The organism is Planococcus liqunii (assembly GCF_030413595.1).
GTDB lineage: Bacteria > Bacillota > Bacilli > Bacillales_A > Planococcaceae > Planococcus > Planococcus liqunii.
Genome location: NZ_CP129238.1, coordinates 842,094 through 864,976, shown reverse-complemented (window position 1 = coordinate 864,976; position 22,883 = coordinate 842,094). Strand labels below are relative to the sequence as shown.

Below are 22,883 nucleotides of genomic sequence, written 5' to 3'. Positions count from 1 at the left end.
GTTTCGTTTTTGTGCTTATTCTTCAGCGGCCGGATAGACGACCGTGCCGTCACTCCTCAATTCTGCGGGCGCACCCCACATGCCAAGTTCATGATCCACAAGTTCGATTGCCCCGTCTTTGCCGTCAATGATGTGCTTGACTGAATGCCCGTTTGCGACAAGCCAGTTTGAAATCAACAGCCGGTGGCAGCGCGACGGATGCCGCTCCGAACAGCAATACGCGACTTTCTTTTCAGCTGCCCTTTTCAGCAGTTCCTCAATGCCTTGCTGGAATTCTTCCGTCAGCGTGTAATCCGCGTAATTCTGGAGTGAGCGGTTGCGCCAGCCAGCGTTCACTTCCCCTTCCACGTCTTTCGATTTTCGGCGCCTGCCGCCGAGTTTCCCGAAATGTTCATACGTGATCCCTTCCGCTTCCAGCCAGACAGGAAACACATCTTTTGAAAACTGGGGCCACTTGCGGCTGCCGGGATATGCGCGAACATCTGCCAACAAATCAATTCCCGTTTCTTTTAGCATGCGATCAAAAAATTCTTTTGAATGGCTGGAATGCCCAATCGTATAAATAATCATAACCAATCCCCCTTGCTGTTCTATTCCTGTAGAAGGCTGAACTTAAACGGGAATGCCCTGTTCTTCTCTATGCCAATAAAAGAAGAACTTCGATAGAGAATGCAATACCTCGGATAGAAACTGGAAAAACAGCAGTAGAGAATAAAAAAACCCTCTTGCCAACCGGCAAGAGGGTTCATAGAAGGAGCGGGTAAAACACTAAAGCGGCTATCAGCCAGCATTTGCAAATGGTTGGTCATCGGTCACAGGTAAAGGTGTCATGGGTGATGGGTCATTGGTTTGGCCATCTGCCATTCAATCATTTGTACCGGAGTACAACGCAAATGCTCCTCCTATGCCTTGAAGCGGAGTCTCACCACTTCAAGGTTAGAAATACTTCTCGCTATCAAAATCCAGCTCAACTGCGTAGTTTTTCGAGTTGATGGCGTTCGAAAGGCGGTTCGCCTGGCGTTCCAGTTCAAGGGCTTTCAGCCGGTATTCTTCCGGATCAAACATGGCCAGCCGGACAAGAGGCGTCCCTTCCCCAAAAGAATAGGTCAGCTCTTCTTTTGAAGCAGCTCCAAACTCTTTGAACTTCCGTGCTTTGGCACGCATCTGCGTCGCCAGTTCGATGGCTTCCACGATTGTTAATGCCTCGCCGTTGAAGTCGATTTCATTTTCGATATTTGCCTGGTACATCAATTTGTCTAACAGGCGGAAGTCGCTGCGAATCTCGTCGATTTCCTGTTCCACCATCGATAAAGTGCGGGCTTGCTTCGGCACTTTCGTCCCTTTTTCAATTTCAACATAGGATACGCGGTACATCTCTTCTTCCAATTCTTGAATTCGTTTCGCTAACACACTTTTCAGTTTTACTGCTTCCGCAAGTGAAAGGTTCGACATGGCTTAGTCTCCTTAACAATCGAATAGGTTAATTAACCTCAGTTTACCAATAAATCAAAATACTTACTATTGTAACTTTCAATCATTTTTCTGTTATTCCATTATTTCCACGTAGCCTTCCGAGCCGTTGATGCGAATCCGTTGTCCGTCTTTTATCGTCATCGTGGCATTTTCGACTCCCACGACAGCCGGCAATCCATATTCTCGGGCAATCACTGCGCCGTGCGTCATGAGCCCGCCCACTTCGGTCACCAGTCCGGCTGCCGAGACAAACAATGGGGTCCAGCTCGGATCGGTAAAGGCAGTGACCAGAATGTCTCCAGGTTCAAGGCGGGCCTGTTCCATCTTGAGGACCACTCTTGCACGCCCTTCAACCGTTCCGGCGGAAACCCCGATGCCTGCAAGCGCCCCTTCTGGAAGCCGGTCGGTTTGATAGCTGCCAAAAATCTCTTCGCCTTCAGAAGTCATCAGACGCGGCGGCGTCAATTTTTCATAATGCCGATATGCTGTTTTCCGCTCTTCAATCACTTGCCAATTCAGCGCTTTTCCATTCACCGCTTCCCGGAACTCTTCGAACGTCAAGTAATAGACATCCTCAGGCTCTTGGACAGCTCCTTTTTGCTGCAGAAGAACCGCTTCTCTCTTCAAAGCCTGCTTGTAAAGAAATAAATGTTTGACGAGCGCGAATTTCGGATATTCCCGGTACCCAATAAAATTTTGGAGCAGGCTGATCATGTGTTTGGCTTTCTTCGCTTTCCGTTTGCCGCCGGGCTGCTGTTCCAGCCGCTGCAGCAACTCTTCCGTTTTTTTGGCTGCGCGCCGTTTTCCTTCTTCTACCATTGCTTGCCGTGCATTCGGAAGGAAGTTCTTGACGTTGCCCAAAATGGGTGGAACGAGAATGGTCGGGTCTTCGCTCCACCGTGTTTTGGCGATATCGATTTCACCGGCACAGCGCATGCCGTATTTACCAAGGTAATCCCGGATCACCAGGCTCGCTTCTGATCCGCCCTTCAGTTTTTCGAGATCTTTAAAAAAAGTATCTTTATCCGGATGTTCGAAGTAAGCGAGCACTTCCGGATAAGCACGAACCGCATCCGCTACATCCAATAGTTCACGTCCCATTTCCGATGTGACATTGTTGGCGATGGATTGGCTTAAAACGTCGGCCACATTTTTTTCGCCAAGCCAGTTTTCCATACTTTTATTGAGCCAGTGTGTGGCATATGCGCCGATCAGAATCGCCGCTATGCCGCGCTGGTCGTAAGCACTCTTTCTCAATTCTTTTTGATCTTCTAAAATCAAGGCGAACAATTCATCTCCGGAAACCCCTTCAATCCGCCACTCGAGTTCCCTGATATAAGCCTCACTTCGGTTGATCAACTGGCCGGCTAAACGGCGATCGTTGTCACGGTAAACTTTCGCCAGGACAGCTGGAAATGTCCACGGAAGGTAATCGTTCCCCAGTTTGAATACACGTTTGCCTTTTATCAGTTTCGGTTTTCTTTCCAAAAAGTTGAGAAGTGCTTGTTTCATCAACGGATCGTTGCTGCCGAGTGATGATATTGCAATTTTGCGGCCGCTGAACGAAGCGAGATCATGCGTCAAATCAACAAATAAGCGACCGCCTGCATGAATCAGGTCATAATCCGGCATGAACCCGAAAAAGGAAATGCCGAGCGGTTTAATCGGATCAGTCATCATTTGCTGATGGCCTACCGAAAAAAAGATCCGGTAATGGTCGTCGTGTTTTTCGGGCAAAGGATACAAAGTGGTGATTGGTCGGCTTTGTACGATATAAATGACATCATCCGCCAAGCACCACTCTATGTCCTGGGGCTTCCCGAACTGGCTCTCAACCTGCCGGCCCAGTTTCTCGAGAACCACAATCTTTTCGTCTTCAATCGCTTGTTTTTTCTGTTCGGCAGGTGGAACTTCTCTTTTCTCAGTAGCTCCATCTGATTGCGGGTAAACAGCGACTTTTTTTGGCGCGATTGTTTTTTTGACAATCCTGCCTTCCCGGACTTTATAATTGTCCGCGGAAACGATTCCGGAAACGAGTGCTTCTCCCAGGCCAAAACTGGCATCGATTGAGCTAACATTGCGGTTGGACGTCACCGGATCTGCCGTAAACAAAATTCCGGATGCTTGTGGAAATACCATTCGCTGAACAACGACCGACAAATGCACTTTTCTGTGGTCAAAGCCGTTCTGGGTACGGTACACCACAGCCCGGTCGGTAAACAAAGATGCCCAGCATTTGCTGATGTGCAGCAGGATTTCCTTTCTTCCACGAATATTCAAAAACGAATCCTGCTGTCCGGCAAAAGAGGCCGCCGGCAAATCTTCTGCAGTTGCACTTGAGCGGACGGCAAAAGCAGCTCCTTCTCCCAGCTCTTCCATAGAAGAAACAATTTCCTGCTCTATTTCTAATGGTATAGCTAAGCTTTCAACGAGACTCCGCAGGTGCGCACTCACTTCTCTGATTTTCTCCTTATCGTCAATTGTCAGCAGCGACAATTCATCGAGCAGCCCTTCCGCTTCTTTATTGCCAGCCAGCATTTTCTTGAAGGCGTCTGTCGTTACACAAAATCCGGGAGGCACCTGGATTCCCGGCATCTTTGCCAACTGCCCCAAATTCAATCCTTTTCCACCGACCTGTAATAAATCATCGTGGCCAATCTCCTGAAAATCCTTTACATAGGTATGCAAAATGTCCACCCCTTTGCAAGATGATGTAAGTTATTGCACTGCTTAGGCTTTCAATGAAATTTTTTCTTCTATTCTTCTTTCATCAGTTCGTAGATTTTGCGTGCAGTGTTGACGTTGCGCACAGTCATGCGCTTGTAAAGAGCTGACCCGGCCAGCTTCATCATGCCGCTCCTTGTCACCCATTGCCTGTCGACTGCCCAAAGAAGCGCACCGGGCACATAGAACAACTGGTCAATATCCGGTTTTATTCCCACTTCTTCCAATAGGGATTCCCGGTCGATTTCTTCCCAGAGAAAGAGCACATCGCTTTTCATCTCATCTCCATTTGTCCAGTGCGGCGGAATGGCTTGCGCAATTTTTTCGTATTGCTCCAAACTGTAGACGAGCACCCGGATTTCCAGGTTGAAATTTTCAAGAATCGCCCCTTCCAAAATTGCCGCGAGTTCTTTCGATGATGGGCAACTGCTGCTGAAAATGATATTGCCCGAATTGATGTACGTTTTAACGTTCTCCATCCCGGCTTCTTCAAAAACCTTTTTGAGTTCTTTCATATTGATTTTGTTGTTGCCCCCTACATTAATCCCGCGAAGCAATGCTACATGGCGCATGAAAACTCCCCTTTCTTCCAACGTATTCCACTTGTCTTGTTTACTTTTACTTTAGTCTGTATTTCAAAAATAACAAGTGCTTATTCCAAAGTGAAAAAAGTTAAGGTGAGGTGCTGGCCTACCAATTAGTTAATCCAAAAGAACCGGGAAATTAAACAAATTAAATAAAAAACAGCTGTTCTAGAATAAACTTAAAATTTAACTGGAAATCTGAGCTTCTAAATTTGGAATTTTGATTTTCGAGGACTATGATATAAAAAGCTTATATAGATAATTGAAGAAAATGGATGGAGGATTCTTATGAAAAACAAAGGCCAAAGCAATATTAAAGTGGTCATTGGCGGTTTGCTGCTCGCGATTTTGGTCGCTTCGATGGACAATACCATTGTCACGACTGCACTGCCATCGATTGTCGGAGAGCTAGGCGGCGTCGATAAATTTGTCTGGGTGACTTCCGCTTACTTAGTCGCCCAAATGGCCGGCATGCCGATTTTCGGCAAATTATCCGATATGTATGGGCGGAAGCGCTTTTTCATTTTCGGATTGATTGTATTCATGATCGGATCGATTCTTTGCGGTACCGCTGATACGATCAATGAATTGATTATTTACCGTGCGATTCAAGGAATCGGCGGCGGCGCATTGATGCCGATTGCCTTTACCATCATGTTTGACGTCGTACCGATTGAACAGCGCGGCAAAATGAGCGGCATGTTCGGTGCCGTTTTCGGGATTTCAAGTGTATTCGGCCCGTTGCTTGGTGCGTATATTACCGAATACATCGGCTGGAATTGGGTGTTCTACATTAACATCCCGCTCGGGCTCATTGCCTTTGCAATGGTCGCTTTCTTTTATAAAGAATCAGTCGAACATGCGAAACAACGCATTGACTGGCTCGGCGCCTTTACGCTCGTCGGCGCTGTCGTATGCCTCATGTTCGCAGTTGAACTTGGCGGCAAAGAGTTTGCCTGGGCATCTCCGCAAAGCTTCAGTTTGTTTGGCGGTTTTGCCATCCTGGCCATCGCTTTTGTGATTGCGGAGCGCCGTGCAGAAGAACCGGTGATTGACTTCAGCATGTTCAAAGAGCGCTTGTTTGCAACGAGCGGCCTGATTTCCATTTTCAGCGGCGCTGCTTTTATTACAGCTTCCGTTTACATTCCGTTTTACATTCAAGGCGTGCAGGGCGGCAATGCAACAAACTCCGGCCTTGTGCTGTTGCCGATGATGGTCGGTTCGGTTGTCAGTGCTTCGATTGGCGGGGCTTTGATGGCGAAATTCGCTTACCGCTCTTTCCTTATTCCGACGCTTGCGTTATTGACTGTCGGCATGGTATTGCTTGCAACGTTGTCGATTGATACATCGCGCTTCCTAGTTGTCGCGTTTATGATTCTTGCCGGCCTTGGCATCGGGGCTTCGTTCTCGGTGCTGCCCTCAGCGGCGATTCATCCCTTCTCTGTACGGAAACGCGGTGCGGCCACATCTACCGTAAGTTTCCTTCGTACGTTCGGGATGACAATCGGCATTACGGTTTTTGGCATTATCCAGAGCCATGCATTCACCCGCAATCTGACGGATAGCTTCGGTGAAGGGGCAGCCACTTTCTCCGGGGATTCACGTGCGCTCTTATCGCCGGAAGCCCGTTCGAACATTCCGACAGAAATTGCGAATACGTTGACGGAAGCTCTTTCTTCTTCCATTGCCAGTACATTCCTATGGGCCATCGTGCCAGCTGCACTTGCACTGGTTGTCGCCTTTATGATGAGCAAAGAAAAACTGGGAGACCAGATTAAACAAAGCTGATTCACCATGTGGCCTTCGCTAATTGCGGAGGCCTTTTTCATATGCCCCCCGCCGATCTGTTCCAATTTCAGCGCTGCAATTTTTTATCAGAACTGAATAAGTGTTCGTTTCTTTTCGAATTGTTCGCATTTCTGCTTTTCAAGCAGATTGTTTTAATTCAAGATATTTGAGGAATACAATTAAAAGGCAGGTTGTTATTTATTAAATGGAGGTTGATTTTTGATGAGCAAAACAGCAATTATCACAGGAGGCGGAAGCGGCTTAGGCCAAGCAACAGCTGTCCGCTTAGCAAAAGAAGGCGTCAACATCGCAGTCGTTGATGTCAGTGAAAAAGGCGGAAACGAAACCGTAGAAATGGTGAAAGAACTGGGGCCGGATGCCCTATTTATCAAAGCGGACGTTTCAAAAGCCGAAGAAGTGAAAAAATATGTAGACGCTACTGTCGAACATTTTGGCAGCATCGACTATTTCTTCAACAACGCAGGAATTTCCGGCAGCGGGAAATTTTTCCTCGATACAGACATCAGTGAAATCGAACAGATTGTCGGCATCAACTTGATGGGCGCTTTGTACGGTGTGCGCTACGTTGCTGAAGTGATGCTGAAAAACGGCGGCGGCTCCATCGTCAACACGGCATCAAGCGCCGGCGTCATCGGACAAGATTCGGTTGTTACGTATTCTGCAACGAAACACGGCATTGTCGGTTTGACGAAGAGCATGGTCGCGGAATACGCTAAAGACGGTCTCCGCGTCAATGCGATTGCACCAGGGCCGACCGAAACACCGATGGTCAAAGCCTTCTACGAAGCAAATCCGGAAATGAAAGCCAATGCCACCGGCGGCATTCCGCAAAGACGCTTGGGTACAGCCGATGAAGTGGCAGAGCTTGTCACGTTCCTATTAACTTCTAAAGCGGAGTACATCAACGGCGAAGTGATCCGCATCGACGGCGGTTTCACAAACACCAAATAAACGGATCAAATAAATGGCCGGCAAACTCCTTTTAGGGGTTTGCTTTTTATGTCAAAGGAGTTGAATTCTGTTGCACTTGGAACCCATCCCCGATCATATGCAAAAAGATTTGAAAGTCTTGTTTGTCGGTTTTAATCCGAGCATCCGCTCTTCCGAAACAGGCTTCCACTACGCCAATCCGACCAACCGGTTTTGGAAGATCCTTTACGAAGCCGGACTGACGTCCCGAAAATATGCTCCAGATGAAAACAACGAACTGCTTGAACTTGGTTACGGTTTGACGAATATAGTTGACCGTCCAACAAAAGAAGCGGCTGAGATTTCCAAAACGGAGTATGCGGAAGGCGCTGCTATTTTGCAGCGGAAAATTAAAATGTATCAGCCAAAAGCTGTCTGTTTTGTCGGCAAAGGCGTCTATCAGGAATACAGCAAAAAACGTTCCATCCAGTGGGGCGTCCAGGAAAATCCGGTTGTGCCAGACACCATCGAATACGTCTGCCCTTCATCGAGCGGCTTGGTGCGCATGAAGCTGGATGACATTGTCGAGATTTATAAAGGGTTGAAAAAATTCATCTGAAAACGCCGCGTTCCTTGTTGGAAGCGGCGTTTTACTTTTATTCTTTGTAGCCCATGTCCTTCATGATTTTTTCATAAGCTGGCTCCATGATAATGCTTTCGAGTTCACCCTGCAGCCGCTCGAGTTCGATTGCAAATACATCGTACTCATCTTTTGCAAGCACCAGTTTCAGCAAGGTCACCATGGAACAAACCGTCCCATTGCTCAAACTTCCTTTCGGCATCCCTATGCTTTGTTCTACGCCCCCAAGTTCCACCGGATGCGGCAACCGGTAGCGGTACAGCACTTCTTCGTGCGCCGATTTGTTGCGGTACGGAAAAGCGACTTTCAAGATGGCGTCGATTTCCTTCGCTTTCAATCGGATGCCGCTGTATTCTTCGCTGTACTCTTCCGCAAAGTCACGGGCAATGCGCTCCCGCAATTCTTCGTCGATCACTGTATAAAAGTTGGTGATCTGCCCGAGCGACAGAAAATTGGCGAGCACCCACAGTGGCACGTTCCGGTTTTTATCGAAAAAGTCGCGGATCGCGGGATATCGTACCCGGTCGCGCTTTTTATGGCTTTTAATCAAGTTGGCAAGCGTTGAAATGATGCGGTCCCGTTCGTGAAAATGCTGGGAATCGAGGCTGTAATGCGCCGGTTCCAAAAAGCTATCCTGCTCCTGGAATTTCTCAGAGAAGCGATAGGAAATTTTTGATTTCATGTTCTTTTCGAACTTCAGCAGTTCATTGAGCAGCAGCATCCGCAGCTCCCGGTCAAAGCGGTACAGCGCATAAATATGGCTGAACTCCGTCCCTTCGGTATATTGCTCAATTCGATACGGGTTCAGCCGCTCGTCTTCTTCAAGAAACGGCTCTTTATAGCCATCGATCAGCGCGTAGTAGTTCTCACGCGACAAAATGCGCTTAGTAGCCGCTTCGTCTGATACAAGGAGCCCGCGTTCTTGCAGTATGGCAATCTGTTCATCATGGGTGGCAAAAAACTTCACAATTCTCATCCTCTGCAAATGCTTCTTTCTTTACTCTAAGCGAATTCCCGGTAAAGATAAACCTTTTCTCCAGACAAAAGACCAGCCTTTGCGGCTGGCCTCTACTCTGTTTCTATTCAGCTGTCGCTGCCGTAATGGCGTTCGAATTCAACGGTATCGTTCAATTCGTCGTCTTCGCCCATGGTTTCTTTGGTCGCCAGCTTTTTCGCAAATTTTTTCACGGTTTTTAGCGTTGTACCGGATTCCCAATATTCCGCTGTTTCCGGCGTCACTTTGATCAAGACGACATTTGGATCGTCATAGGTCGTTTCAAGCAATTTGCCGAATACCGGATTCCAGTATTCTTTTTTCTTTTCAAGGTCTTCGCTGAATTCCGCCGTTCCGCTGATGGAAACATAGGACTTGCCTGAATAAGCCAAATTCACAGTAGGATTCGCCAGGATTTCCTGATATTTCGACGTATCTTTCATCGTCATGAACCAAAGATCCCCATCAAATTCGGTCTCCTGTGTCTGCATCGGACGCGACACTGCTTTTCCATTCGAAATGGTGGTAAACATCGCCACTTCGATATCCTTGATCAGCTCTTTGACTTTTTCAATTGCTTCTTTGTTGGATGTTGTATGGTTTGCCATCGTAATCTCCTCCTAAAGAAAAGTTCCCATATGCTTAAGTTCTTATATATGCTATATACTTTCCCGACTGGTAGAACCCCTAAACTATCGCAATTGCCAAAACTTCTTAGGTGAGTACTTTCAGTATGAGAAGCATAAAAGTAATCGCTATTCATACTTTTTATCTTTTATCATTAAATTGAAATACAAGCAAAAAAATTAACTTATTTGAAAGACTTATTAATTATTTCGTTTACCATTAACCTCCTTTTACTGTATAGTATTACCTATAAAAAGAAGCACAGGAGGATCACAATGGCCAAAAGGTTGATAGCATTAATTGCTGCTTGTATGGTTTTGATTCTATGCATGAACCCTGCATATGCAGCGCCTGTTTTTAAGGATGTGGATGATAAATATTCTTCAAAAGCAGAATTCGATTATTTAGTAAAACAAGGAATTCTCACTGCCAATCCCAAAACTGAATTTGGCGTAAACAAAGAAATCACCCGGATAGAAGCAGCTGAAATTCTTGCTAAGGCCTTAAAACTTGATCTTAAAGGCCGCCCTATCCCTAAATTTACTGATGTAGCTCCCAACGACCCCAACATGCCGCTCATTGCAGCAATAGTGGATGAAAAAATTCTGATCGGTACGGATAAGAACGAATTCAAGCCTTATGATAAATTAACCAGAGGGCAAATGGCTGCCGTACTTGTAAGAGCTTTTAAATTGAAAGGCACCTCTGCTGCCGTATTCAAAGATGTTCCTTCTACTTACTGGGCTTCAGCTTCCATTCAGACTTTGGTAGCCAACAAAATTACGGTCGGTTATACAGATAATACTTTCAAACCGGCTTCTTTCCTTACAAGATCACATTTTGTTATATTTATCGCTCGCATTTTAAATCCGGAATTCCGGAAAAACATATCCCCGCCTGTTGTTCAAAAGCCCGTACAACCTGCTTCCTGTGAAAAGCCAAGTAAAACGAATACATATAAGGTCAATGTGGCCGTGACAAATATGTGGAAGCAATATAACAAAGCTCGCTCTATTGACAGGCTTTCCATTACGTATCCTGTTGACATGACAAAATGGATCAACGGCATGTCGTTAAAAGAAAAACAATGGCTAGTTGAAAAGACAGATACACAGGCAGTGTTTGGTGAACAAGTAACAATCTTAGAAACAAAAGGAAGCTGGTACCGCATTGCTGCCAAAGACCAATATGTGCCTTATCAAAAAGAAGGATATCCTGGATGGGTTCCGAAAACGCATATTGCTAAAACTTCAAAAGATTATTCAACTTGTTCCATAGCCATAGTCACATCCAAATTAGCAACTTTGTATCATGCAGACACTCAAAAGAAATTTATGGACATCAGCTATTCGACAATCCTTCCTGTCATTAAAACAGAGGGAAATTGGCACCATGTTCAAACTCCAGCCAATGGAATTAAACTGATGCGCAAAACAGATGCAAAAACATATAAGAATTATGCATCTGTTCCAAAACCCACACAAGCAGATATTGTAAACAGCGCTAAAAAGTATATTGGCCTCCCGTACTTATGGGCCGGCACCTCTGCTTACGGTTTTGATTGTTCCGGTATTATATATGCTGTTTATAAAAACTATGGCGTCCTAATTCCTCGTGATTCTTTTTATCAGGCTACTAAAGGCACTGCCGTATCCAAGAAAAATTTACAACCTGGGGATTTAGTGTTTTTCGCTTACAACGGCGGCAAAGGAAAAGTTTATCACGTTGGAATATATATTGGTTCGGGGCAAATGCTTCATGCACCAAATGCCTCTTCCAAAGTCAGAGTTGAAGCTCTGAACTCTGGAGTTTATTTAAAAAATTACTCCGGAGCCAGAAGATACCTTAAATAGTTTCATAAAATAACTTTAGCAGTCAAACTTAATAAGAGTTTGGCTGCTTTTTTATCTGCATTCTGTCATGACAGAATGTAAGATCCGTAATTTGAGTCCCGTTGTTTGCTTAGCTAGTTAGTAAGGTTTGCAATAAAAAGTTCACATAAAAAAGACACACAATAGACACTTACGAAAAAGCCAAAAACTTTGTTAAGGTTGAAAACAGACTGAGTGGAGCACCAATTTAAATTAAGCATAACTGCAAAAAAACAGCTTATCTAAAATGTATAGCCAGCTAGAGTAAAGACTGGAAACGAATATTGGAAAGTTTCATTTAGGCCTTCAATGGATATCCTCTATTGATGTGCTTCAGAAGCTTGCCTTTATGACCGCGTCCCTCGATACCTTCGTACATAATTTAATGGAATGCCAAGGTCAAGAAAAGCTTTTGGAAAGGAAGAATAACATGCATCAAGAAAAAAGATTGCCGCGCAACGGCAAAGAGGGCCTATTATACGGCACCATCATCTCTACTTTAACCGTTCTATTTATGACCACATTCAGCACCGTCTATTTTGCCGGAGATTTTAATGGGGAGATTGCTTTTTCCATTTTAAAAATGCTGCCAATCATGTGGATTATCGTCATGATCATTGAACCGACTATTTTCGGCCGTATTGCCGAAGCCTTGACCGCTAAATTCACAAAGCCTACGGACAGCTTCAACTCAAAAATTATGTTCCGCATTGTCTTTACTGTCCTTGGAATGTCTGCAGCGATGACTTTGATCGGCGATGTTGTCGGCAATGGTTTCCACTCCGAACTCTTCAGCAATTGGCTGCAGTACTGGCCGCGCAACTTTGCCATCGTGCTTGCCGCAGAAAGCCTGGTCATCCAGCCTATTGCACGTTTTGCTATGGTGAAACTGCATGAAGCACAAGACCGAAAAGCTGCAGCAGTTGCAGCGCAAGTACAAAATTAACAAAAAAGCTCCCAGACAAGATTCTGAGAAACCCGGAAACCGATTGGCGGTTTCCGGGTTTCTCTGTTTTATGTGCGTTTGACAGAATATGTGTGCGTTCAGCATATTTCGAACACTTTTTCGTCTTCAGCACAAATGCGAAACCCCTTGATTTGGTTGCTTTTCGCAAGCGAAAAGCGAAACTGCCAACAAGAAGACGGCTTCTCCAACTTTCTATTTGCGTTCACACTGAGACAATGAACCAAAAGTAGACAAATAGTTTATTGTTCCTTCAAACTTGAACCAAGGAGTGATGACTGTGAACACACGAAAAAGCTATACCTATGAAACCAAGAAGCAGGCGGTAGAACAGTACTTTGAAGGACGATCCGTTAACGAATTAGCCCCCCTCCTGGAGATTCAGAACCCTGCCAATATCCGGCACTGGGCGCGGCTGGTGAAGGAAGCCAAGTCTTTTGAGGTGCTTCGTGAAAAACGCAGAGGGCCACGGGAGTCGGGCAAAGACGCGAAAACAGAATTGGAAATTACCAAAGCTGAATTGGAACGCACGAAGCTTGAAGTGATGTACTTAAAAAAGCTTATTGCGCTCCGAAAGGAGTGAAACCGATCGACCTCGACTTTGTGTTCGTTGAAGAGCACAAGAACCGGTTCCCGATTACAGAGCTCATTGGCATAGTCCAGAACCTGAGCCGCGCGGGCTATTACAAACGGCTGAAAAAAGACCCTGCGCAGTCGCAAACGGAACGGGACCAAGCGCTTTTAAAACAGATGCTTTCGCTCTACGTCACCCATGGTGGGAATTTGGGTCACGAACGGTTTAAGCTGGAGCTCGAGAATGTATACACTCATATCGTCAGTCTCAAACGCATCCGCCGGATGCGGGAAATGTATCGCATGCCGCTCAAGACAGCACGCCGAAAGCCACGTCCTGCCGGAAGCGGCCATGCGGTTATCGATAATCTCCTGAACCGGAACTTCAAGGCCATGCGACCGGGTCTCAAGTTTTCCGTTGATATCAGTTACCTGGAAGTGAAAAAGCCATTCCGGGACTTTATCTACTTATGTGCAATTCTGGATCTATACAATAACGAAATCGTTGCTTACACCATCAGCGACACCCTGGATGTGGATTTTGTCCTGGAGGCCGTTCGTCAGTTGGAAGCACGCGGGTTCGAGAAAGAAGCCCTTCTCCACAGTGATCAGGGCATCCAGTTCACCAGCCATAGCTATCAAGGACTCCTGAAAAAAATGGAACTGACCCAGTCAATGTCCCGTCGGGGCAACTGTTGGGACAATGCGCCGATTGAAAGCTTTTTTGGCAAGCTCAAAACCGAAATGCCCGGTTTCACTGTGCCTGAAACGGCAGCCCAAATGCGCGCAGCAGTAGCCGCCTACATCACGTATTATAACGAGACACGACCGCAACTGAAACTCGGTGCGTCACCGGTTACATACCGCAATTTACAAGCACGGGCCGCTTAAACCGCGCACTTAATCAATAGCCACTTTGAGAAGCGTTTTTAGGCTCGAAGAAATTCGGACGGAAGCGAAATCGGCTCTCCGTCTATAATCGCATATGAGAAAAAACGCCGATAAACTCGTGTCTACTTGACAGGTAGGGAGTCACACCAGTTTATTTGCGCTTGCAAATTTTTATATGCGCTCGCACGTTTCAGGCACTCTTTCACTTCATAACCGCAGCCAATTCCCTCTCCTGCAGGACTGCCGTCTTTAAGGAAACGGCAACAGCTTCCCCCACATGGAACCTCGGAGCGTAAACCGGCTCATGAACCGTCCACATTGCCTCATTCACTTCGACCGTATAGTGAATTTCATTTCCTTGGTATTGAACAAACGAAACCTGGCCTTGAAGCCCTGCGTTTCCTGCCAAAGCTAATTGCAATTGCTCCGGCCGTACCGGGAAGATGCCGTTTGCTTTAAAGCTGCGTGCCACGCCAAGATCCGGCCAGACGCTTTTGGCATCGCCATCCGGCACAAATCCTTCCGTTTTCCACTGCCCTTCGACCAAATTGCATTTGCCAACAAACGAAGCCACAAATGGTGTTTCCGGGCGCGTATAGATTACTTCCGGAGGAGCGATTTGTTCAATCCGGCCGGCATTCATCACCACAATCCTATCTGCAATCGCCAATGCCTCGCTTTGGTCATGCGTTACAAAAACGATGGAAGCGCCGGTTTCCTTATGCAATTTCTGTATTTCTTTCCGCATCTCCATCCGCAATTCGACGTCCAGTGCGCTGAACGGTTCATCCATCAATAGCAGATTCGGCAGCGGTGCAATCGCACGCGCCAATGCTACCCGCTGTTTCTGGCCACCGGAAAGTTCTGACGGATAGCGTTTCGCAAATGCCTCCAGCCCGACAAGGCCGAGCACTTCCTGAACCCGGCTTTCGAGTTCAGACCTGCTTCTTTTTTTCCGGTTCGGATGGTATTCAAGTGGAAATTTGACATGGTCGGCGACGCTCATATGCGGCCACAAGGCAAACGACTGGAACACCATACCAATGTTGCGCTTTTCCGGCGGCACAACTTTTTTCGCTGTTGCCACTTGCATGCCGTCCATGGCAATGCTGCCTTCTGTCGGTCCCATGAAACCGGCAAGCAATTTCAAAAGCGTCGTCTTGCCGCAGCCGGACGGACCCAGCACGGCAATGAATTCCCCTGCTTTTATTTTCAAGTCCACGGTATGCAGTGCTGTAAAATCTCTGTATTTTTTTGACACTTCTTGAACATCAATCATTTTGCTTTCATCACCTTTCTGTCCCATAGCTTGCCGAGCCCCATAAATAAGGCGCCGCCGAGCAAAATGCCCAGCACAAGAACTGTTGAGAACGCAGTCGAATAAGTCGAATAGCCGGCCTGTTCGTAGCTAAAAATGACGACGCCAACCGTTTCAGAGCCGGAAGACCACAGCAGGCTCGATACGGTGAGTTCCGTCAAAGCCATCAAAAAGACCAGCAAGGCGCCGCCGAGTATGCCCGGAAACAATAAGGGCAATAAAATCCTGCGCCACTTCGTCCAGCCCCTTGCGCCCGCTATTCTAGCCGCCTCTTCCATCGATGGATCGATTTGCAGGAATGCCGTATGGCTGCCGCGGATCTGCAGCACGAGAAATCGGGTGGTGTAGGCGATAAAAAGAATCAGTACGGTCCCGTAAATTCCAGGGTTCCAGCCAGGCACCGGTTCTATCCACATGAAAATCATGCAAAGTGCGAATACGGTTCCAGGCAGCGCATACGGTATTGTGATGAACAATTCCGCTGTTTTCGTGCTCCAGTCCGGGTATTTAAACCGGAGATAGGCTAGCATGGTGCCCAGAATCAAGCAAATGGCCATCGTAACCAGCGCGAGCTTAAGGCTGTTCGCTAATGCGGACGCCGGTTTGGCATCAATTAAAAATATATGCTCATAGTTTTTCAAAGACAAATTCTCCAATGTAAACGGCACGCCGTATGCAGAAATCAGCGACAATGCAGCCATTGCCATCAGCGGCATGACGCTCGTCACCAGCAAAAACGCCCATAGTGAAACTTCCAGCACTCTTCTTTTGGCAGGCTTCAGGAAAATACGCGGCTCCGAATCACTTCGTGCCGTTTCCGTGACGCGGCTCCGCCGCAGCAAAAACCATTGCAGCAGCGTGCCGAAAAGTGCAATAACCCCCAGCAGGACCGACAACACAGCCGCCCGCGAGAATGCTTCCGGACCAAAACCCACGACCTGCTCATAAATATAAGTGCTGAGCACCCGGATATTCGATGGGGTCCCTAAAAATGCGGGTATCCCGAAATTGTCAAGATTTGATAAAAAGGCAATCAAGCCCCCGCTCGCAATGCCGGGAAGTGCCAACGGGAGCACCACTTTCCGGAATGCCTGTTTTTTCGACAAGCCGGATGTCGCTGCCGCTTCTTCCAAATCACGTGGAATCTTCCGGAAGACATTCACTGTGAAAAGGTAAACCAGCGGGTAATGCGACAAGCCAAGGAGCAGGACGATGCCCCCGATGCTGTACAAATTCGGCACTTCTAAATTTCCGGGAAGCCTCGCCAATAACGCCGCTACCGGACCTGATCCACTGAAAAACTGTGTCCATGCCAGTGTCGTGATATAGGAAGGAATGATAAAGGGCAGAAAAATGAACAGCTGCATCGCCCGTTTTCCGCTCACTTCGACGTAAGCGACAATCCAGGAAAATGCAACGCCCAAAACAAGCGCCAGTAGCGTAGATCCCAGCACAATGATCAGCGTGTTCTGGACCGTCACCCATGTCGCTGCTTCCTGCAGCACCTGTTGGTAATAGTGCAGCGTCAGCCCGCTTTTATTAACAAAACTGAGCCAGACGAGCCGGAGCACCGGCAGCAGGAACAGCAGAAATACCGCAAGCAGGCCGATGCCTTTATAGAAGTTTTTGTTTTGAAAAAAGAGAGAGAAAGAAGGCATCCCCTTTTTCCTCTCTCCAATTGCCTGCTGTTTTACCATCATATTGTTAACTCCTTACTCCAGAAAAATCGGTCATTGACCGAAGATTTCCCCGAATTTCGCTTTGTCGTCATCGCGCGTTTGGAGCAATTCCACTGAATCAGCTTCCAATACCTTTATGTCGTCCAATGATTTTAAGCCTTCCGGCGCTTCAACGCCTTGCCGTATCGGTGTATAGCCCTGATCTGACGCCAGTTCCTGCCCTTCTTCCGACAGCACAAAATCAACAAATGCCTGGGCCGCTTCTTCGTTATCGGTATTTGCCAGGATGCCTACCGGCTCAGTAATGACCGGTACGCCTTCTTTTGGATACACCAATTCCACAGGAGATCCGTCGCTCTTCGCTTGCGCTGCTAAATAATCAACAATCATGCCGTACTGCTGTTCACCCATTGCCACGCCTTCCAGCACGGCGCCGTTTCCTTGCGTAATGGTGATGTCGTTGGCGCGCATGTCTTCATAGAATTCCCAGCCCATGCCGTCCTGCTTTGTGACCACGCCCAAGTTATAAGCGGCTGCTCCGGAATACAGCGGGCTTGGCATCCCCGCTTTGCCTTTCGCCGCTTTTTCCGTCAACACAGACCAGCTGTCCGGCAAATCTTTTACTTCGTTCGTATTGACGATCAGTCCCGTCGCCATCACTTTTGTTCCGGTATAAGTGCCATCGGGATCCACATAGGCTTGGTCAATGGCATCAGCTTCCGGCGACTTGTAGGAAAGCAGCAACTCTTCTTTTTTGAAATTCTCGAATGTTACGGAATCCGCCACCAGCAGTACGTCGGCCTGAATATCACCTGCCTGGTCTTCCGCCTGGATTTTTGATACCACTTCTTCTGTGCCTGAACGGAAAATGCTGACTTCCACATCCGGATTCTTTTCCGTGAACGCATCGACCAATGCCTGTGCATCCGCATCGGGTTGAGACGTATAGAAATCCAGTGAACCGGAAATGCCCGCACCAGTGCCTTCCGCTTCTGCGTTATTTGCCGCTTCTTCCCCGCTGCACGCTGCGAGCATCGCCGTCATCGCCAGTACACCTGCAGTTGCTGTCCATTTCTTCATGTCAATTCCCCCTCGAATTTTCTCGTTTGTTATTCATTAATTGTACGGGTCGAATGTGAAGTTATTGTTGAGGAAATATTAAGAAGTATGTGGATTGCGTAAAGGCGCAATACAGCAAATAAAAAAACGCTCAGACTGTTTTGTCTGAGCGCTTGTGAGCTTGTCTTGCTATATATCAGCTTAATCCATGGTCCAGCATGGCATCCGCCACTTTCTTGAAGCCGGCAATATTGGCGCCGACGATCAAGTTTCCTGGGGAACCGTATTTTCCGGCAGTCTCCATGCAGTTCTTATAAATGGTTTTCATAACTTGATGCAATTTCGCATCCACTTCTTCCGCTGTCCATGAATAACGCATGCTGTTCTGGGACATCTCCATCGCCGACACTGCGACACCGCCTGCGTTGGCCGCTTTCGCCGGCGCAAAAAGCACTTGGTTATGTGTCAATACACGAACCGCTTCATCGTTGCATGGCATATTGGCGCCTTCGCCGAGCGCTTTAAGACCGTTATCCACCAAGGCTTCAGCGCTTTCACGGCCAATTTCGTTCTGAGTGGCGCACGGCAAGGCGATGTCGCATGGAATGGTCCAGATCTCAGATTTGTCATTTCCAAAACGGGCATTTGGATGATGCTCCAAGTAATGGTAGATTCTTTTTCTTTCCACTTCTTTCAGCTGCTTGACCGTTTCGACATCAATTCCGTCGGGATCGTAAATATAGCCTTCCGAATCGCTGCAGGCAATCACTTTGGCACCGAATTCAGTCGCTTTTTCCATTGCGTAAATCGAGACATTCCCTGAACCCGAAACGATGACGTTGCTGCCGGCAAACGACAGCCCCTGCTCTTTCAGCATTTCTTCCACAAAATAAACGGTGCCGTAGCCCGTTGCTTCTTTGCGGATCAAGCTGCCGCCGTTATCCGGGTTTTTTCCGGTAAAGACGCCCGCTTCAAAAGCGTTGCGGATTCGCTTGTACTGGCCGAACAAATAGCCGATTTCCCGCTTGCCGACGCCGATATCACCTGCCGGAACATCAATATCCGGGCCAATATGGCGGCTGAGCTCCGTCATAAAGCTTTGGCAAAAGCGCATGATTTCGCGGTCAGATTTTCCTTTCGGGTCAAAATCCGATCCGCCTTTGCCTCCGCCAATTGGCAGGCCGGTCAAGGCATTCTTGAAAATCTGTTCAAAGCCGAGGAATTTGACGACGCTGCCGGTCAGTGACGGATGGAAGCGGAGCCCGCCTTTAAATGGCCCAAGCGTGCTATTGAACTGCACGCGGTAGCCCCGATTGACGTGTACATTGCCGTTGTCATCTTCCCAAGTTACCCGAAACGTGATGAAGCGCTCCGGTTCCGAGATGCGCTCCAGAATCCCTTCTTCCACATATTCGGGATGCTGTTCAAAAACGGGCTGCAAGGAATCAAAAACTTCCCAAGTCGCCTGCAAAAACTCGGACTCCCCCGGGTTGCGGTCTTTGATTTTTCTGTGGGTGGCTTTTATGTACTCAAGGGCTGATTGCTGCAGAACTTCATTTTTTTGTTCTCCGACTTGCATATGCATACATTCCTCTCTTTAAAAACATCTTTGTTATATGTGCATAAATATTCAATAAATTAATTGTTTATTAATCATTATACAAATTGCTTTTGGCTTTATCAAATAAATATTTCATTATTAAGTTTTTCTCCGCGGATTTCCCTGTGCGGTTATACCGCCTTCTTATCTTGGCAGATATAAATAATGATCCTTTCATCAGTCTTAAGCTGATGAAAGGATCCGGATCGTCATATGGAAATTTAAAAGGAGTTAGAAAAATCGTTATGCATTTTTCATAAGTATAGTTTAAAATATCTGTCTTTATCAATACTAGCAGAACTGACAGGCACTTTCTAAGAAATTTTGTTCTTTCAATTGAAAACAGGTCTATGGAATACGTTTAGGGTATATGTATCTCGAGTTAGAAAGTTCCTTCTGCATCTTGATGCTCAAGGGTTACAAGCAGTTTTTCGCTGAAAAAATTTCCGTCATATTTTATACAAATCTTATTTTCATGCTTACACTTATGGTTCTTAATACATAATGCATATTTGTCTTCACGTCCTTCATGTGAGGCAATTACAATAATTAAAATTTTATTTCTTCTCAGCTATTGTATAATTATAAGAAATTTTTGTATACTGTATACATCTTATTTTATAAAGCCACAAGGAGGATTCATCTATGACCATGCTCCAGCAAAACAAAAAAACCATTTCTCCAGCGGCAACCTGGAAATTTCTCATTCCATCGCTGATCGGGGCACTGCTGTTTTTATGCCCGATTTCGTATAACGGGGAAGTGACAATCGGCGTCGGTATTCTGGCCTCCTTCCTATTATTAACTTTTAGCTCTGCAATTCCCGGATTCATCCTCTTCCTGCTTGGCTTTTCAGCCATTGCCAGTCTGGCCGCGACTGCCATAAAACCGGCGTTCGTCCAGAAATCGCCCTTCCTGCGTTCAACGTTTATCAATGGTCCGTTCGGCCTCGCTGTGCGCGTCATTGCCTTCGCATTCGGCATCATGGCTTATTTTGAAATCGGTCCTGAAGCAATTGCTTCCCGCAATACAGGCGGAGTCGTTCTTTATGATTTGGCGCCGGTCCTGTTGACCTGGTTCTTGTTCGCCGGTATTCTGTTGCCTTTGCTCGTTGAATTCGGGCTGATGGAATTTGTCGGCGTTCTGGTCAACAAATTCATGCGTCCCATATTTACTCTGCCTGGCCGTTCCTCGATTGATGCCATGGCATCCTGGATGGGAGCAGCGCCAGTCGGCGTTCTGGTAACGATGAAACAATATGATGAAGGTTATTACACCGAACGTGAAGCGTCCGTCATTGCCACCACTTTCTCGATTGCATCGGTCGCATTCAGTTTGGTCGTCGCCAATGTGGTCGGCATCGGCCATTTGTTTTTGCCATTCTATTTGGCCGTATCGGTCGCTTGCCTGGTCGCGGCCATCATCATGCCGCGCATCCCGCCGCTGTCCCGCAAAAAGGATGACTATTATGCGCCGGTCGGCAAACAAGTTGATGACACCATTCCGGAAGGCGTGTCTCTCGTTAAATGGGGGTTGGCTGAAGCCCGCCGCAAAGCGGACAGTGCCGCAAGCCCATCGAAACTTGCCAAAATCGGCGTTGAAACCGTTTTGGATATCTGGCTGGCGTTAATCCCATTGGTCATGGCACTCGGAACAGTAGCATTGGTCGTAGCGGAATACACGCCGCTGTTCAAAATCGTCTCTTATCCGTTGATTCCTGTACTGACTTTACTGGGGCTCCCAGAAGCAGCCGAAGCGGCCCCGACTTTCCTCGTCGGTTTTGCGGATATGTTCCTGCCGGCAGTTCTTGGCAGCGGCATCGAGAGCGAATTGACCCGCTTTGTTTTGGCAGGGGTTTCGTTGACCCAAATCATCTACATGTCTGAAATCGGCCTGTTGATCTTGCGTTCAAACATCCCGCTCAAATTCTGGGAACTGGTTGTCATCTTCATTTTGCGCACAGTAATCACTTTGCCGATTCTCGTGTTGTTTGGCCATTGGTTTGTATAAAAGCGAAAAATCATCCCTTGGAAATTTTGTTTCAGGGATGGTTTTTTATTACTTTTTCATTTCTTGTTCTCATGCATAGATTTCCCCTTGGCATCGTGTCGAAAAAAAAGCCGACAACCAAAAACAGCAGGCATCCTTTTGATGGGCGCCTGCTGTTTTTTTAATAGTTGCCTCGAAGTTAACCAAACCTGCTAATAGCTTAAGATTCTTGTCCTTTTAAAGCTCCGCGAGCCATTTCCGCATATTCTTCAATCCCTGATTTCAATGCGAATTCGGCGATATCGATCGGATACGTGGCCGCCAGTTCAAGAATGTGTTCTTTCATCTTCGGCCAAGTGATGCCGCCTGCTTCTTCATAAGCATCCACCAGCCGCTTCATTTCCTCTTCGCCGTGCGCACGCAAATGGCCGACAAAATCGGTGGAAACGTCCGCCACTTTGCCTTCTGTCCAGTCGATAAAACCTGTGACGTTTTCTTGCGAGTCAATCAGAATATGGCCGGCATGCAGATCGCCATGGATGAATCCCGTATGGTCCGGCCACATGGAATCGTCTTCAATCCATTTATGCCAGCGAGTCCAAAGAGCATCACTGACTTCAAACTGAGCTCTCACCGTTTCCATTCGTTGCAGCATCTGGCTCCTCACTTCATCAATTGCCTGAATAGCCAATCCGCCAGCTTCCACTTTCTCAAAGGAAATCGAATGAAGAGACGCCATTCCTTTTGCCAAGCTGGCCACGTAATTCTCAGACAGCTGTTCGGGATTGATCACCCAGTCATAGCGCTGCTCTTCTTTATTGATTGTACCGGCTGGAACGCCCGGAAGTGCACGGTAAGCAATCAATTCTTCCGTGATCACTTCCCATTTCGGAGCTGCCACAACAAGATTCGGTTCTACGACGTCCAAAATCGCTTTTTCTTTTCGGATTCCACTTTGCACGTCCGCTCTTCGCGGTATGCGCAGCACCCAACGAATGCCTGACGGATCTTCGTAGAGTACCACCAAAAAGTCCAGCCCTGAATCATTCAGTGTCCATTTCCGCCCTTCCAGTTCAAAACCGTACCTTTTCGCCAACTCGATGATTTCTTTTTGTTCCAATATCATCCCGCCCTTTCCATAAGCTCTCTTTTATCCTTTCGGTTTCCTGGATGAATTTC

At 47.1% G+C, this 22,883-nt stretch carries 19 protein-coding genes; 8 read left to right on the top strand and 11 right to left on the bottom strand.

Going from position 1 to position 22,883, the window contains the following annotated elements; genetic code table 11:
* Positions 1 to 15: 15 nt before the first annotated feature.
* The 4 genes from QWY22_RS04300 to QWY22_RS04285 all read right to left on the bottom strand — a co-directional run bounded on the left by QWY22_RS04300 (position 16) and on the right by QWY22_RS04285 (position 4,769).
* On the bottom strand, positions 16 to 570 hold the full coding sequence (locus tag QWY22_RS04300) for a DUF488 domain-containing protein (RefSeq protein ID WP_300983250.1): 555 nt from the start codon (positions 568 to 570) through the stop codon (positions 16 to 18).
* 366 nt (positions 571 to 936) lie between these two features.
* A complete protein-coding gene (locus tag QWY22_RS04295; protein WP_300983249.1) occupies positions 937 to 1,452 on the bottom strand; it encodes a hypothetical protein in 516 nt (171 codons plus the stop codon).
* Positions 1,453 to 1,545: 93 nt separating this feature from the next.
* Positions 1,546 to 4,161, bottom strand: coding sequence for a phosphoenolpyruvate synthase (ppsA, locus tag QWY22_RS04290; RefSeq protein ID WP_300983248.1), 2,616 nt, complete (start codon positions 4,159 to 4,161; stop codon positions 1,546 to 1,548).
* A gap of 68 nt (positions 4,162 to 4,229) precedes the next feature.
* Positions 4,230 to 4,769 (bottom strand): DUF1697 domain-containing protein, encoded by a 540-nt coding sequence (locus QWY22_RS04285; protein ID WP_300983246.1) that lies wholly within the window; start codon positions 4,767 to 4,769, stop codon positions 4,230 to 4,232.
* A 300-nt stretch (positions 4,770 to 5,069) separates the two neighbouring features.
* Between QWY22_RS04285 and QWY22_RS04280 the strand changes: the two genes are divergently transcribed.
* The 3 genes from QWY22_RS04280 (at position 5,070) to mug (ending at position 8,118) form a co-directional block, all read left to right on the top strand.
* Positions 5,070 to 6,569: an MDR family MFS transporter gene (locus QWY22_RS04280; protein ID WP_300983244.1), complete on the top strand. Its 1,500-nt coding sequence runs from the start codon at positions 5,070 to 5,072 to the stop codon at positions 6,567 to 6,569.
* Positions 6,570 to 6,791: 222 nt separating this feature from the next.
* Positions 6,792 to 7,541: an SDR family NAD(P)-dependent oxidoreductase gene (locus QWY22_RS04275; protein WP_300983242.1), complete on the top strand. Its 750-nt coding sequence runs from the start codon at positions 6,792 to 6,794 to the stop codon at positions 7,539 to 7,541.
* A 76-nt stretch (positions 7,542 to 7,617) separates the two neighbouring features.
* Positions 7,618 to 8,118, top strand: coding sequence for a G/U mismatch-specific DNA glycosylase (mug, locus tag QWY22_RS04270; protein ID WP_300984327.1), 501 nt, complete (start codon positions 7,618 to 7,620; stop codon positions 8,116 to 8,118).
* 37 nt (positions 8,119 to 8,155) lie between these two features.
* Here mug and QWY22_RS04265 read toward each other — a convergent pair whose 3' ends face one another.
* Complete coding sequence (locus QWY22_RS04265) at positions 8,156 to 9,115, bottom strand: Abi family protein (protein WP_300983241.1); 960 nt, start codon at positions 9,113 to 9,115, stop codon at positions 8,156 to 8,158.
* Positions 9,116 to 9,222: 107 nt separating this feature from the next.
* Entirely contained in the window at positions 9,223 to 9,741 is a 519-nt protein-coding gene (locus QWY22_RS04260; RefSeq protein WP_300983239.1) for a pyridoxamine 5'-phosphate oxidase family protein, read from the bottom strand.
* A 294-nt stretch (positions 9,742 to 10,035) separates the two neighbouring features.
* Here QWY22_RS04260 and QWY22_RS04255 point away from each other — a divergent pair, with 294 nt between their 5' ends.
* From QWY22_RS04255 to QWY22_RS04240, 4 genes are all read left to right on the top strand, one after another.
* Positions 10,036 to 11,613 carry an NlpC/P60 family protein gene (locus QWY22_RS04255; protein ID WP_300983237.1) on the top strand — a complete coding sequence of 526 codons (1,578 nt, stop codon included), beginning with the start codon at positions 10,036 to 10,038 and terminating at the stop codon, positions 11,611 to 11,613.
* Positions 11,614 to 12,061: 448 nt separating this feature from the next.
* Positions 12,062 to 12,577, top strand: a complete 516-nt coding sequence (locus QWY22_RS04250; RefSeq protein ID WP_300983235.1) for a DUF2798 domain-containing protein — start codon at positions 12,062 to 12,064, stop codon at positions 12,575 to 12,577.
* Positions 12,578 to 12,875: 298 nt separating this feature from the next.
* Entirely contained in the window at positions 12,876 to 13,178 is a 303-nt protein-coding gene (locus QWY22_RS04245; RefSeq protein WP_300982078.1) for a transposase, read from the top strand.
* Positions 13,175 to 14,059 carry an IS3 family transposase gene (locus QWY22_RS04240; protein ID WP_300982077.1) on the top strand — a complete coding sequence of 295 codons (885 nt, stop codon included), beginning with the start codon at positions 13,175 to 13,177 and terminating at the stop codon, positions 14,057 to 14,059. Before QWY22_RS04245 ends, QWY22_RS04240 begins: the two co-directional genes overlap by 4 nt.
* A 202-nt stretch (positions 14,060 to 14,261) precedes the next feature.
* On the opposite strand, the gene QWY22_RS04235 is transcribed toward QWY22_RS04240, so the two are convergent.
* The 4 genes from QWY22_RS04235 to gdhA form a co-directional block, all read right to left on the bottom strand.
* Positions 14,262 to 15,338 carry an ABC transporter ATP-binding protein gene (locus tag QWY22_RS04235; RefSeq protein ID WP_300984326.1) on the bottom strand — a complete coding sequence of 359 codons (1,077 nt, stop codon included), beginning with the start codon at positions 15,336 to 15,338 and terminating at the stop codon, positions 14,262 to 14,264.
* Positions 15,335 to 17,077: an ABC transporter permease gene (locus tag QWY22_RS04230; RefSeq protein ID WP_300983233.1), complete on the bottom strand. Its 1,743-nt coding sequence runs from the start codon at positions 17,075 to 17,077 to the stop codon at positions 15,335 to 15,337. The genes QWY22_RS04235 and QWY22_RS04230 overlap by 4 nt, the downstream gene beginning before the upstream one ends.
* 30 nt (positions 17,078 to 17,107) lie before the next feature.
* On the bottom strand, positions 17,108 to 18,136 hold the full coding sequence (locus tag QWY22_RS04225) for an ABC transporter substrate-binding protein (RefSeq protein ID WP_300983232.1): 1,029 nt from the start codon (positions 18,134 to 18,136) through the stop codon (positions 17,108 to 17,110).
* Positions 18,137 to 18,311: 175 nt separating this feature from the next.
* Positions 18,312 to 19,694 (bottom strand): NADP-specific glutamate dehydrogenase, encoded by a 1,383-nt coding sequence (gene gdhA / locus QWY22_RS04220; RefSeq protein ID WP_436836782.1) that lies wholly within the window; start codon positions 19,692 to 19,694, stop codon positions 18,312 to 18,314.
* A gap of 666 nt (positions 19,695 to 20,360) precedes the next feature.
* On the opposite strand from gdhA, the gene QWY22_RS04215 reads away from it, so the two are divergent.
* Positions 20,361 to 21,725 (top strand): YjiH family protein, encoded by a 1,365-nt coding sequence (locus tag QWY22_RS04215; RefSeq protein ID WP_300983228.1) that lies wholly within the window; start codon positions 20,361 to 20,363, stop codon positions 21,723 to 21,725.
* 199 nt (positions 21,726 to 21,924) lie between these two features.
* Here the strand turns inward: QWY22_RS04215 and QWY22_RS04210 are convergent, their stop codons facing one another.
* Positions 21,925 to 22,824, bottom strand: a complete 900-nt coding sequence (locus tag QWY22_RS04210; protein WP_436836773.1) for a macrolide 2'-phosphotransferase — start codon at positions 22,822 to 22,824, stop codon at positions 21,925 to 21,927.
* Positions 22,825 to 22,883: the final 59 nt, after the last annotated feature.